Below are 12,715 nucleotides of genomic sequence, written 5' to 3' on the forward strand. Positions count from 1 at the left end.
CTCTTGAAGACGGTGAAGCTTGTAGTTAACGCTTGCAACTCACTGCCTAACTACTTCTTCACGCCCTAAGGGGTCATGACTCTTGGGATATGACGGGCTAGGGACCGCATCCAGTGCTCCACTCACTCCAGAAATCCGCCGGATCGCCTGCCGCTGTGGTGTTTTTGCAGTTAAATCAATTGTTGTTATTGACTACTATTTTAAAGTCCCCCACCTCCCTGAAAAAAATTAAAACCGGGTTGACGTGTAAATCACGTTAACCCGGCACGTTCCATTTCGTCGCCAGAAAAAAACCTCCTTTCCGCACCGGGAGGCATGCCGGTTTCCCGGCATACCCTATCGGCCCAGGGGCCATGGCCATCGGCTTTAGGCAACCAGGGCTCGGAGACTATTAATTTACACCCATTATAAACCCGGCATTACGAAAAAGCAATACCGGGCTTTGGGGCCTGGGCTGTTGCCTTTCCTATTTGTCCATTTTGATCAAAATTGCCCGCTCGCAAAATGGGCAGAACCTCGGTTCGTCTTCCGGTTTGGCCCAAAACGCCAGTCCACAATCATCGCACACATATTTCGCCAGTTGATCCAGTTCGCTCATGCAAACCCTCCCCGGTAATCGGATGAATAAAGTAAGGAAAACTTAGTTTAAAAGCAGCGGAATAACTTCGATCACGGTGTCGCAGTGATCGCATTTAACCCGGCGGCTGGCCGGCAGTTTGTCAAAGGTTACCTCCCTGTCGCACAGGGGGCACCTTACAGCGGACTGGCCGAAACAATTCTTATATTCCTGCGCCCTGTCGCCGCCCCCGCACGCCGAGCAACTTCCACAACCCGACATATCCATCTCTCCCCTCAATAAAATATAATTCAATCCACCAAAATCATCCCGTTGCCGCGCTTTCACCGGCCACGTATCCCGAGGACCATGCCCATTGCAGGTTGTAGCCCCCGCAGTCGCCGTCGATGTCCAGCACCTCGCCGGCGAAATACAGCCCGGGCACCAGCTTCGACTCCATTGTTTTCCGGTTGACATCTTTCACATCCACACCCCCGGCGGTAACCTGCGCCGCCGTCCAGGTGTTGGTACCGGTCACTTCAAACCGCCAGTCCTGCAAAATGGTTAATATAGCGTTTCTTTCTCCGGCGGTAACCTGGCCCGCCTGCTTGTTGATATCCTCGATTCCCGCCTCCCGCAACAGCACGGGCACCAGCCGCTTGTTTATAAACCCCACAAAACTGAAAGCCAGGGTTTTATGGGCCTGCTGCCGCAAACGGTTGATTAAAAACGCTTCCAGTTCCTCACGGGACATGTAGTTGATTAAAATCAGCTTGAGAACAACTTGTTCATCCTTGGCCAGGTATTCTCCCGCCGTGCGGCTCAGCGCCAGGATCGGGGGACCGGAAATACCGTAATCGGTGAACAAAATTTCCCCGCCGGCGCGGGCCACGGGTTTATTCCTTACCAGTATTTCGGCCTCGTACTCAAATTTTATGCCGGAAATCTGTTTTAAAAAGCCGGACGCCAGCCTTAGCTGCACCAAGGCCGGAAAAGGCTCGACAATTCTATGCCCCATTTGTTCCGCCAGCGCGTAACCGCTGCCGTTGGAACCGAGGTTGGGGGCCGCCTTGCCCCCGGTGGCGATAATCACCCGGTCGAAATGGAGGTCCGCTCCGTTGCCCAACCGCAGTATAAATTCGCCGTTACTTTTGCTTATTCCTTTAACTTCCGTCCTGGTCAGGGTTTTTACCCCCCGGATTTCCAGCTCGTGGCGCAGCACGTCCAGCACACTGGAAGCCTGGTTGGAAACGGGAAAAACTTTGCCCCCTTCTTCCACCTTCCAGGCGATACCCAGCCTTTCAAAAAACTCCATGGTCCGGTGAAAGCCGAAACGGCTCAAGGCCCCGTAGGCAAACTTCGGGTTTGCGCCGTGGTAGTGGGTAATGTTTAAATCGGTATTGCTCATGTTGCACCTGCCGTTGCCGGTGGCCAGAATCTTCTTACCCACCCTGTCCATCCGCTCCAGCACGGTAACACCGGCACCGCAGTACCTGGCCGCCAGGGCGGCGGTAAGCCCGGCGGCGCCTCCCCCCACCACCGCCACCCGGACCGGATGTTTAACAAACCCTTTCATTACCTGTGATCCATCCCTTTTTTAACCTATTTAAATACACATTGTCTTTGGGAGACTCATGCACCAATGGAGCATATTTCATGGCGATAAATTCCGCCACCCGTATGCCGTCCACCGCCGCCGAGACGATTCCACCGGCGTAACCGGGCCCCTCCCCGGCCGGGTAAAGGCCGCCGATATTGGCCTGGCATTGCTCGTCCCTGAGTATCCGCACCGGGGAGGAACTCCTGGTCTCCACTCCCGTGAGTACAGCATCGGAAAGGGCAAATCCCCTTAGTTTCCGGTCAAAATAGATTATTGCTTCCCGCAAAGTATCTATGACGTAACCGGGCAGGCAGTTTTTCAGTTCCGCCAGGACCACCGACCTGGTATAGGACGGCTTTACCGCACCCAGGGCGGTAGATGGCCTGTCGACCAGGAAATCACCCACCAGCTGGGCGGGGGCCCGGTAATTCCCGCCCCCCAGTTCGAAGGCCTTTCGTTCCCATTTTCTTTGAAACTCCACCCCGGCCAGGGGGTGATCGCTGCCGTAATCACCGGGCTTTACCCCCACCAGCAAGGCGCTGTTGGCGTTTTGCTTGTCCCTGGCATATTCGCTCATGCCGTTGGTGACCACGCCCCCCTCTTCCGACGCTGCGGCGACCACGGTCCCCCCCGGGCACATGCAGAACGTGTAAGCCGACCTGCCGTTCGGCGAGTGGTAGGCCAGCTTGTATTCCGCCGGCCCCAGTTTTTTGTGCCCGGCAAACTGTTTATACTGCGCCCTGTCGATAAGCTCCTGGGGATGTTCCACCCGCACGCCAATGGAAAAGGCCTTCTGGGTCATCGCCACCCCCCGGTCATAAAGCATGGCAAAAGTATCCCTGGCGCTGTGCCCGATGGCCAAAACCACCACTTCGGCATCCAATTTTTCCTGGTTATTGATCACCAGTCCCTTGATTTTGTTATCTTCGATGATGATATCGGTAACCTTGCTGTTAAACCTGACTTCGCCGCCCAGTTCCCGGATTTTGCGGCGGATGTTCTTGACCACCGTTTTCAGGATATCGGTTCCGATATGGGGCTTGTAGGAATACGTTATATCTTCGGGAGCGCCCGCCAGCACCAATTCCCCGATGACTTTGCGGCACCTTTTATCCTTGATCAGGGTGGTCAGCTTGCCGTCCGAAAAAGTGCCCGCCCCGCCTTCTCCGAACTGAACGTTGCACTCCCTGTCCAGGCGGCCGGTTTGCCAGAAGGAGCGGACGATTTCCGTGCGGGTGTCCACGTCGGCGCCCCTTTCCAGCAGCACCGGCCTGTAACCCATCTGCGCCAGCAGCAGCCCGGCAAACAGCCCGGCCGGGCCGGTTCCCACCACCACCGGGCGGTGTTCCAGCACTTCGTTCCCAGGCTTCACGTATTCGTATTCCAGCGGCGGCGTAACCGTAACGTCCTTGTCCCGGATTTTTTCCCGCGCGGACTGTTCGTCCCTCAACTCCACGTCCACGGTATAAACAAAGTAGATCATGTGGCTTTTCCGGGCGTCGATGGACTCCCGAAAAATTTTATACGCGACAATCTCGCTTTCCCCGACCTTCAGTTTTTTGGCCAGCTTGCTTTTCAACACGGATTTGTCTTCTTCAAGGGATAACTTGATTCCGGTTACCCTGAGCATGCTCCCGGCTTCCCTTCGCGATCTTTATATGGTATCTCTTTTAAAGTATGACATAATTTATCTAAATTCATGATTCTCCGTTAAATACCTCCATAAAAAAAGAAACTCCACCCTAAATAGAATCCCCGGCCAGGCGGCCAGGGGTTCTTCGATAAGGGATTAAAGATTAAAAACATCCTTTAAGTTGATTTGCAACCCGGTTAAAAGCGGGGATAAAAGAATTTCTTCTTTATTATATGCGCCTGACAAATACCAGTTCTTTTCGCCGGGGGTGAATACCTCCACTGTTCCGATGTCGGGGTCAACTATCCAGTATTCCTTTACTCCATGGGTAAAATACAGCTTGCTTTTTTGCACTCGGTCATAGCTGCCTGTGGAGGGTGAGGTTATTTCCACAATTAAATCGGGGGCGCCGTCAACGTGTTGTTCTTTGATTATGTCCAGGCGTTCTTTTGAAATAAATAAAATATCCGGCTGTGGTTTATTTTTATCGGTTAAAAGCACGTCGGTCGGCGCAAATAAAACTATTCCCAAGTTGTTTTCCCGAACAAAGTTTCTCAGGATGCCAAATAATTCCCCGCCAATCCTTTGATGAATTGTTTTTGGCGCTGGAACCAAGATCAATTCGCCCCCGATTATTTCGTATTGGTTATTATCATCCAGTTTAAGATAATCTTCATAAGTATACTGTTTATTGAGCGTTTCCGTCTGCACGATTTGAACCCCCCTTTTCTCTCGAATACCATATAGTTCATTGTCATCTTCTCAAAAAGATAAAGTAAAGTCAACCCATTTACTTTCGTCACACGCTTTTTAAGCTTTTAGTATAACACTTTGACACAAAAATAAACCGGTGTAAACCGGTCCCCATTTTTTATACTTATTTAAATCCAGCTATCACTCTATTATTCCAGCATACCCGGCAGAAAAGTGACCACCCGGGGAAAGGCGACCAGGATCACCAGGCAGGCCACCAGCGCCGCCAGGAAGGGCCAGATGCCTTTAAAAATCGTCTCCAGCGGCACATCCGGGGCGACTCCCTTGATGATATACACGTTCATGCCCACCGGCGGCGTAATCACACCCATGGCCACCACCATCACGATGATCACCCCGAACCAGATCGGGTCATATCCCAGGGTGGTTACCACCACAGGGAAAAAGATGGGTATGGTCAACAGCACCAGGGCCAGGGCATCGATGAAACAGCCCAGGATCAAATAGATCAGCAGCACGATTCCGACGACGACAAAAGGAGGCAGGGGCAACGCGCCGGCCCAGTTGGCCAGTTCAAAGGGCACCCTGCTGACCGCCATGAAACGGCCGAAAATGATGGCCCCGGCCACCATCAACATGATCATGGCCGTGGTTCGGGTGGCATCCCAAAGGGATCTTTTAAAGCCGTCCCAGCTCAGGCGCCTTTGCAGCAGGGCTACCGCCAGCACGCCGGCGGCGCCCACAGCTCCCGCTTCCGTGGGGGTGAACCACCCGGCGAACAGCCCGCCAATGGAGATGGAGAATACAACCAGCACTTCCGCCAGCCCACCCCGGAGCGCGCCAAGCCTTTCCCGCCAGCTTGATTTGACACCGGCCGGCCCCAGCGCGGGGTTGCGGGCGGCCAGGATATAGATGGCCAGCATGTACAGCAGCATAAGCAGGATTCCCGGGATGATCCCGGCCATAAACAGTTTACCCACCGATTGTTCCGTGGCCATGCCGTAAACAATCATGATCACGCTGGGCGGAATCAGAACGCCCAGGACCCCGCCGGCCGCAATACTGGCGGTGGCCAGGGAAGTATCGTATTTATATTTCTTCATTTCCGGCAGGGCGATGGCCCCCATTGTGGCCGCCGTGGCCGTATTGGAACCGCAGATGGCCCCAAACACGGCGCAAGCCGCCTGGGTGGCTATGGCAAGCCCCCCGGGGTAATGCCCGATGAGCTTGTAAGCAAAAACATACAACCTGGAACCAATCCCGGAATAAAAAGCCAGGAAGCCCATCCAAACAAACATGGCGATAACGCCCAGTGAATAAGACGAAAAGGTGGAGTAAATTTCCTTTGCCACCATGTCAAACGAGGCCGCCGGTGAAACCAGCCAGCTGAAACCCAGAAAGCCCACCAGCGCCATGGCGTAAGCAATGGGCATCCGCAAAATCAACAGGACAAAGAAAGCCAGTATGCCAATTAAACCAATGACCAGCGGGCTCATTTGCTGACCGCCGCCTTTTTAATGGACTCCACCCCGGTGCCCGCCACGGGGTAACCTTTTTTCAGGGTAACGCCAGCTGCCACTTTCTTAGCCGATTCAACCAGCCTGACCGCAAACACCAGGCAAAGCGCCGCCAGGCCAAAGGCCACAAGATAAACAAACGGGTAAACCGGCACCTGGGCGGACGGGGATACCACGCCGCTGGTTTTCATGCTATTGGCATATTGTAAAACGAACCAGGCGGACAGGCTCCAGAAGCCCAGCGCAATAACATTTAAAATTGTATCCACCATCGACTGAACCCTGGCCGGAAACCGGTCCACCACGAAGCCGACCGCAATGTGACCGTCCTGCAGGGCGCAATGGGCCAGGGCAAAGGCGATCATCGCAGCAGTCAAAAAGCCAACGTGCTCGTAGGCACCCAAAATGGGGTGATTGAACACAGCGCGCATTACAATATTGGCAACAACCAGCAGCATAATCGCCACCATGCAGAAGCCCGCTATCCTGTCCAGCAACCGGCTGAATCCGGTAACCAGCCCGGCAAATTGTTTCATTTCAGCCCAACCCCCGGCAAAAGTTATTTATATTCCTGGTTGTATTTATCCGCCAGTTCCTTGACCGTATTTAAAATCTCCCGCCCGTTAAGACCCTTTGCGTCCATTTTGGCCACAAACTCCTCCTGGATGGGCTCAACCAGCTTGATCCAGCGCTGGGTTTCCTCGTCCGAAAGATTGATCACTTTCATGCCCGTTTCTTCAACCGCCCATTTCAACGCGGCCTCGTTTTGTTTGTCCCATAAGCCCATGGCCACTTCTTCAAAGTATTTTTCGTTCACCTTTTCGATGGCCTGCTGCACTTCCGGGCTCAAAGCATTCCACTTATCCAGGTTCATGGTGATAAAGAACAAAGTGTTATAAAGAAACGGCGTTCTGGTCAAATAGTCGGTGACTTCCGCGTGCTTCCAGCCTTTCAATACCTCGACGGGGGACAGGTTTCCCTTAACCACGCCCTTGGCCAGCGCTTCGTACGCTTCGGACTGCGGCATCGCCACCGGCGTAGCCCCCAGCGCCTCCAGCGTTTTGGCGCTCAGCCCGGTGGCCCTGACCTCCAGCCCTTTCAGGTCGTCCAGGCTGCGCACCGGAACCTTGGTGAACAAATCTCCCGGGCCGGTGGTCAGCACCATCATCAGCTTGGTATCCTGCACTTCCTCCGGGTTAAGTTTCTTAATTCCTTCCCAGGCAACTTTACTGGCCACCTTGGAATTATTGTAAGTGATGCCCGGCAGTTCAAATACTTCGAGGACCGGGAATCGCCCGCGGGTATAAGAGAAACACGAAAGCCCGATATCGGCGATGCCTGTAACCACCCCGTCATATATCGCATCCGCCTTCAACAAGGTTTCACCCGGGTAGCTGGTGATCTTAACCTGGCCGCCCGTGGCTTCTTCAATGGCCCGGGCCCAGGGCTGGATAAGCTCGGTTTCGGCCGGGTGGGTACTGGGGAAAAAGTGCGCCAGTTTGAGTTCCACCGTTGCCGGTTGGCCCTGTTGGGATTCTTTGGCGCCGGACGAACAACCAGTCAACGCCAGCAGCATGGCCGCTGCCAGTAAAAGCAGCACCATTCCATTGCCCCGTGCAAACAACCTCCAACTGCGTCTAAATTGCCATCCTTTCACCGGTTAACCTCCTCCTTGATTGTATAAATAACAATAAAAAAAACTCCCGTAGGAGTTTAAAAGTGCGGTCAAAATCGCGAGGGGCATAATAAGCTGGTTTTACTACGCCCCGGGAAAAGGGGCATGCCCGGAAAAACCGCGCCTTTTACCTACCGTCTTACTGTTCTACCCTTTGGGAAAAATTCAATTAACCGTACTCCCATACCAACTTACCTACCAGTTTAATACAACCCGAGCGAAAGATCAACTATTAATGCTTGCTATTTTCGCTTCTCAATGAAATATACTTAAGGGAAAAAAATTTTTAACCGGTATCGCTTTTACGGCCACATTGTTTTTTGGAAGCGTCGCATCGGCCTCTGATTATACTGTTTGCGCGGGTGACAGCCTGTGGAAAATATCCCGGCAATTTGGAATAAGCATTGATCATATCAAGCGGTTAAACAATCTTACCAGCGATACCATATATGCCGGGCAAACATTAAGGTTGGACGCCGGTTATTCGGTCTCCAGGGGTGCTGTAAACCGCAACACCAATATCGATTTCGAAAAGACGGGTAACGAATCAGGCAAGCCGCGGGAAAATACAAGCCAGCCCCGGGTTTACGTTGTCCAACCGGGGGACAACCCCTATACCATTGCGCAAAAATTCGGCATCCCCGTTTCCCTCCTATTGAAAAATAACCACCTGGATGAGGGTGACTTGATTTATCCCGGTCAACAAATGCTCATCACTGGTTATACCCCGCAAGATCAAACGCCTGACCAGACCACCGATACCAACGCTTCCACCTCCACCGGTTACGGCCAGTTAATTGACTGGTTTACCAAAGGCCGCACCCTTTTAAAAGCAGGCGATATTTTTTCTATCGTTGATATTGGAACCAAAAAACAATTTAAGGTTAAAATGCTGGGCGGGTCCAATCATTCGGACGTCGAGCCGTTGACAAAAGAGGATACCGCCACAATGCTTCAGGTTTTCGGCAGCTGGGGGTGGACACCAAGGCCGGTCGTTATTGTAAAAGACGGGATTAAAATAGCGGGCTCCCTTTCCGGGAAACCGCACAGCATCGATACCATTGCCGACAACAACGTTAACGGGCATTTTGACTTATATTTATATAACAGCCAACCCCATGGTTCCGGCATTTCCCGCAGCTATGTCCAGCAGCACCGCGACGCCGTCATGAAAGCGGCGGGCGAAAACCAGGGTTCAACCGGCACCGCATCAACAACCGAAACAAAGCCGCCAACCAGATAGCTATTTTCGCTGTGATAAGTCGACCCCGGCACAAGCCGGGGTTTTTTCATTTTTAATAAATTATTAAGGTTTACTTAAGCTAAATGTAAATTCAGGCATTTATAATAATCGACAGATAATGAACATTAAGCAAAAGAACCACCGGGTTCTGAAAGGAGGTCACCTATGAAAGCTGTTGAAATCAAGCCCGGTATTTACTGGGTGGGAGCTATTGACTGGAACTTGCGTTATTTTCATGGTTATGTAACACCGCGGGGAACAACCTACAACGCTTATCTCATTGTCGATGACAAAATCACCCTGGTGGACACCGTCAAACATTACCTGTTTGATGAAATGCTGAGCCGGATTAAAGAAATTGTCGACCCGTCCCAAATAGACTACGTGGTTTCAAACCATGTCGAGATGGATCATTCCGGCGGCTTACCCGGGATTATGACACTTGCCCCCAAAGCTAAACTGGTAACTTCACCGCAGGGTAAAAAAGGCCTGCAGCGGTACTACAAAAAAGATGACTGGGACTTTATGGTCGTCAAATCAGGCGAGGAGCTAAAGATAGGTTCCCGAACTTTAAAATTTGTCCACGTGCCGATGGTACACTGGCCCGATTCCATGGTCACTTACATTCCGGAAGCAAAGCTGCTGCTGCCCAACGACGCCTTCGGACAGCATATTGCCAGTGCCGGGCGATTTGATGACCAAGTGGGCTGGGATATCATCCAGGAGGAAGCGGCTACATATTACGCCAACATCGTCCTTCCCTATGGAGACAATGTAAACAAAGCTTTAGACGTGGTAACCCAACTGGATATCGACATGATCGCTCCCAGCCACGGGGTAATTTGGCGGTCATATATCGAAAAAATTCTACCCGTGTACCGCAAGTGGGCAAACAATGAAACAGAGAAAAAGGCCCTAATTGTTTATGATACCATGTGGAATTCCACCAAGCGGATTGCTCTGGCGCTACGGGACGGCCTGGAAGAAGCGGGAGTGCCTGTAACGGTAAGATTTCTACAAACCAGCCACATATCGGAAATCATGACCGACCTGTTAACTTCCAGGGCAATACTGATTGGCTCGCCCACCTTGAATAACGGCATGCTGCCCACAGTGAGCGCGTTTCTAACTTATATCAAAGGCCTGAGGCCCAAAAAACGGATTGGTTTGGCCTTCGGGTCCTACGGCTGGGGCGGCCAGGGGGCCAAAGAAGTTGCGGAGGCAATCAAGGACACGGGCTGGGAAATGCCCCTGGACTTGATCAACATCCAGTACCTGCCCGGTGACCACGAACTGGACATGGCAAAAGAAGCGGGCAAAAAGCTGGGTGAAATAATTCAAGCGTAACGGCAAAATTGCAAAATGAACGAAAAAAGCTTTTATTTAAGGGAAAGGGGGTTTCACTTTTTGAACACCAAAGCGCTACATAAAATCAGCTACGGGCTATATATCGTCACCTCCAAAAAAGGCGACAAAATCAACGGCCAGGTGGCCAACACGGTATTCCAGATATCCGGCGACCCTGTGACAATCGCCGTCAGCATAAACAAGCAAAATTTAACCAACGAGTTTATCAGGGACAGCAAAGTATTTGGCGTGTCCATCCTGGCTCAGGAAGCCCCGCTGTCTTTAATTGGTCAATTTGGTTTTAAAACCGGCCGGGAAGTGGATAAATTTGCAAGCATCAGTTACAAGACGGGAAATACGGGGGTTCCCTATCTAACAGATCATATTCTGGCTTACCTGGAGGCCGAGGTGATCCAAGAAGTGGATGCCGGAACACATCATATTTTCATCGGCAAAGTAACCGGAGCTGAAGTATTGAAAGAAGGCATCCCCATGACTTATGCCTATTATCACCAGATTAAGCGAGGGTCGGTGCCAAAGACGGCGCCCAATTATACACCTGAACAAACAGAAAGGAAGGTTATAATGGAAAAATACGTGTGCACAATTTGCGGCTATGTTTATGACCCGGCAGTTGGCGACCCGGAAAACGGCATTGCGCCGGATACATCCTTTGAGCGGCTTCCGGATGATTGGGTCTGTCCCGTGTGCGGAGCGGGCAAAGAGGAATTTGAAAAAGAAGCTTAACTCATTGAACACAAACCGGCCCCGGCGCAAGCCGGGGTCTTGATGCGCGGGACGAACGTGACCCAACATTCATCCAAGAAACCCTCCTCCGGCGGAAGAGGGTTTCTATGTTGGCGACAGCGTTTTGCAATTCCGCAGCGGTACTTGCCAGTTCCTAGGCGGCATTGGAAACCTGCTGTACGGCGGATGCAATCTGCTCACCGGCGGCGGTAAGCTGCTGGGTACCTTCGTTTGCCTGCAACAGGCTTTCGGTTTAAATATCCATGTCCCCCAGTACCTGCTGGGCAAAAAATTCAATGCATGAAGAGGAATACAGAATGCTGGTTGCAAATTCAGCGGGCAAACCGGCTTTTTCCACAGCCCGGACGGCGGACTCGTGGTCATAGGAGACCTTGATAAAATCCACCTGGATATTGCCGTCTATCTCGATCAGCGCGTAAACCGCCCGGGGGTCGCCGTGTTTGGGTTTGCCCGCGCTGCCGGCGTTAATCACATGCCGGCCCTCGAATATTGCAATTCTTTAATCCGGCCAATTCCCACGTTATTCACTCCCTACCCCCACATTGAATGCTTTTATGTTAATCTCGTGCAGCTTACTTGGCAGCGCTTCTTTTATGGAATTCACCATACTTTCTTTGTTAACAATGGGAGCATTCTTCAATATTACGCCCAAAAACAGCGAGTTGATCACTTTAAGGCTGCCTATATCAAGACATGTGTCCTTAAAAGGATAACCCACTTCATTTTTACCGCGCCTGGGTGTTACCGCATCTTCTTCGTATATAATCAAGCAATTTTCGTCCACTTGTTCACAGTAACGATCGTAGGCTGTTTGGGTTAGGGCAAGAACAAGGTCCGGTGTCTCACACTTGGGGTTATAGATTTCCCCGTCGGAGATGATTACCTGAGCTTCCGAATAGCCTCCCCGGGCGGCGATGCCGTAACTCTGTGTTTGTAGAACGTTCTTTCCTTCTAAAATGGCGGCTTGGGCCAAGATACGCCCGCCGACAATCAAGCCCTGTCCTCCATCTCCGGCCATTACTATTTGCCAGGTTTTTTTCATTTGTTACCGCCCCCCTTGATCCGCTAGCTGGTTGATTGGATTCAGTTCCCGGTAGATCGTCAGGAAATCCGGACGCTCTTTGTCAACAAATACGCCCGTGGCAATGTGGTCTATTTTTTCCTGGTCCGTCATTTTATCAAAACGAGCTTTGGGCACGGCTCTCTCTTTCAGGTATTTCATCATGGCCAGCGGCCCGCCTGCAAAGTTTCTCCGTCCAAAATGGGTGGGGCAGGGACTCATTATCTCTACCAGGCTAAATCCTTTTTTCTGGATAGCCTGCATGATATATTTTTTAATCTGCAGCACATGGTATGCGGTGGTACGGGCTACAAAATTGGCACCCGATGTTTCCGCCAGGGCACATACATCAAAGCCCGGTTCCGGCACACCCCGGGGTGAAGTGGTCGTGCGCGCTGTCAGGGGACTGGTGGCCGAGTACTGGCCGCCGGTCATTCCATAGTTGTAATTGTTTACTACTACAGCGGTCAAGTCGATATTACGACGGGCGGAATGGATAAAGTGGTTGCCTCCGATAGTTACTGCATCACCGTCACCCATAAGTACGATAACATGCAGTTCGGGGTTACCTATTTTTATGCCGGTGGCAAAAGCCAGCGCCC

The 12,715-nt window shown here is 51.9% G+C and carries 14 protein-coding genes and 1 riboswitch; of the genes, 3 read left to right on the forward strand and 11 right to left on the reverse strand.

Features of this window, described 5'->3' with window-relative positions:
* Positions 1–278: 278 nt before the first annotated feature.
* A riboswitch (molybdenum cofactor riboswitch) is annotated at positions 279–399 on the reverse strand.
* Positions 400–466: 67 nt separating this feature from the next.
* The 8 genes from IT084_RS18685 to IT084_RS14870 form a co-directional block, all read right to left on the reverse strand.
* On the reverse strand, positions 467–598 hold the full coding sequence (locus IT084_RS18685) for a hypothetical protein (protein ID WP_279327885.1): 132 nt from the start codon (positions 596–598) through the stop codon (positions 467–469).
* 42 nt (positions 599–640) lie between these two features.
* Positions 641–904, reverse strand: coding sequence for a hypothetical protein (locus IT084_RS14840; protein ID WP_243277002.1), 264 nt, complete (start codon positions 902–904; stop codon positions 641–643).
* Positions 882–2,132 carry an NAD(P)/FAD-dependent oxidoreductase gene (locus tag IT084_RS14845; protein WP_195713669.1) on the reverse strand — a complete coding sequence of 417 codons (1,251 nt, stop codon included), beginning with the start codon at positions 2,130–2,132 and terminating at the stop codon, positions 882–884. The genes IT084_RS14840 and IT084_RS14845 overlap by 23 nt, the downstream gene beginning before the upstream one ends.
* Complete coding sequence (locus IT084_RS14850) at positions 2,116–3,786, reverse strand: NAD(P)/FAD-dependent oxidoreductase (RefSeq protein WP_243277003.1); 1,671 nt, start codon at positions 3,784–3,786, stop codon at positions 2,116–2,118. The genes IT084_RS14845 and IT084_RS14850 overlap by 17 nt, the downstream gene beginning before the upstream one ends.
* A 159-nt stretch (positions 3,787–3,945) precedes the next feature.
* Positions 3,946–4,500: a Uma2 family endonuclease gene (locus IT084_RS14855; RefSeq protein WP_195713670.1), complete on the reverse strand. Its 555-nt coding sequence runs from the start codon at positions 4,498–4,500 to the stop codon at positions 3,946–3,948.
* Positions 4,501–4,691: 191 nt separating this feature from the next.
* Positions 4,692–5,999 carry a TRAP transporter large permease gene (locus IT084_RS14860; protein WP_195713671.1) on the reverse strand — a complete coding sequence of 436 codons (1,308 nt, stop codon included), beginning with the start codon at positions 5,997–5,999 and terminating at the stop codon, positions 4,692–4,694.
* The gene (locus tag IT084_RS14865; protein ID WP_195713672.1) at positions 5,996–6,556 is read right to left on the reverse strand and encodes a TRAP transporter small permease; all 561 of its coding nucleotides are present in this window, start codon (positions 6,554–6,556) and stop codon (positions 5,996–5,998) included. Before IT084_RS14865 ends, IT084_RS14860 begins: the two co-directional genes overlap by 4 nt.
* Positions 6,557–6,579: 23 nt before the next feature.
* Positions 6,580–7,677, reverse strand: a complete 1,098-nt coding sequence (locus IT084_RS14870) for a TRAP transporter substrate-binding protein (RefSeq protein ID WP_313885499.1) — start codon at positions 7,675–7,677, stop codon at positions 6,580–6,582.
* A 331-nt stretch (positions 7,678–8,008) separates the two neighbouring features.
* Here IT084_RS14870 and IT084_RS14875 point away from each other — a divergent pair, with 331 nt between their 5' ends.
* The 3 genes from IT084_RS14875 to rd all read left to right on the forward strand — a co-directional run bounded on the left by IT084_RS14875 (position 8,009) and on the right by rd (position 11,032).
* Positions 8,009–8,938 carry a LysM peptidoglycan-binding domain-containing protein gene (locus IT084_RS14875; protein ID WP_207744624.1) on the forward strand — a complete coding sequence of 310 codons (930 nt, stop codon included), beginning with the start codon at positions 8,009–8,011 and terminating at the stop codon, positions 8,936–8,938.
* A 165-nt stretch (positions 8,939–9,103) separates the two neighbouring features.
* Positions 9,104–10,285, forward strand: a complete 1,182-nt coding sequence (locus tag IT084_RS14880) for an FprA family A-type flavoprotein (protein ID WP_195713673.1) — start codon at positions 9,104–9,106, stop codon at positions 10,283–10,285.
* A gap of 60 nt (positions 10,286–10,345) precedes the next feature.
* Complete coding sequence (gene rd / locus IT084_RS14885; protein ID WP_243277004.1) at positions 10,346–11,032, forward strand: rubredoxin; 687 nt, start codon at positions 10,346–10,348, stop codon at positions 11,030–11,032.
* Positions 11,033–11,285: 253 nt separating this feature from the next.
* Here the strand turns inward: rd and IT084_RS14890 are convergent, their stop codons facing one another.
* From IT084_RS14890 to IT084_RS14900, 3 genes are all read right to left on the reverse strand, one after another.
* Positions 11,286–11,525 carry a hypothetical protein gene (locus IT084_RS14890; protein ID WP_195713675.1) on the reverse strand — a complete coding sequence of 80 codons (240 nt, stop codon included), beginning with the start codon at positions 11,523–11,525 and terminating at the stop codon, positions 11,286–11,288.
* Between the two features lie 48 nt (positions 11,526–11,573).
* Complete coding sequence (locus tag IT084_RS14895; RefSeq protein ID WP_195713676.1) at positions 11,574–12,095, reverse strand: 2-oxoacid:acceptor oxidoreductase family protein; 522 nt, start codon at positions 12,093–12,095, stop codon at positions 11,574–11,576.
* A gap of 3 nt (positions 12,096–12,098) precedes the next feature.
* Positions 12,099–12,715 (reverse strand): thiamine pyrophosphate-dependent enzyme (locus tag IT084_RS14900; RefSeq protein ID WP_195713677.1); only part of this gene is annotated, 617 nt, incomplete at its 5' end.

Source organism: Desulfallas sp. Bu1-1 (assembly GCF_015594625.1).
GTDB lineage: Bacteria > Bacillota > Desulfotomaculia > Desulfotomaculales > Desulfallaceae > JADNRQ01.

Excerpts from the sequence above, each read along its gene's own strand:
- IT084_RS18685 (WP_279327885.1), bottom strand. The coding sequence starts at position 598 with ATGAGCGAACTGGATCAACTGGCGAAATATGTGTGCGATGATTGTGGA.
- IT084_RS14845 (WP_195713669.1), bottom strand. The coding sequence starts at position 2,132 with ATGAAAGGGTTTGTTAAACATCCGGTCCGGGTGGCGGTGGTGGGGGGA.
- IT084_RS14850 (WP_243277003.1), bottom strand. The coding sequence starts at position 3,786 with ATGCTCAGGGTAACCGGAATCAAGTTATCCCTTGAAGAAGACAAATCC.
- IT084_RS14860 (WP_195713671.1), bottom strand. The coding sequence starts at position 5,999 with ATGAGCCCGCTGGTCATTGGTTTAATTGGCATACTGGCTTTCTTTGTC.
- IT084_RS14865 (WP_195713672.1), bottom strand. The coding sequence starts at position 6,556 with ATGAAACAATTTGCCGGGCTGGTTACCGGATTCAGCCGGTTGCTGGAC.
- IT084_RS14880 (WP_195713673.1), top strand. The coding sequence starts at position 9,104 with ATGAAAGCTGTTGAAATCAAGCCCGGTATTTACTGGGTGGGAGCTATT.
- IT084_RS14895 (WP_195713676.1), bottom strand. The coding sequence starts at position 12,095 with ATGAAAAAAACCTGGCAAATAGTAATGGCCGGAGATGGAGGACAGGGC.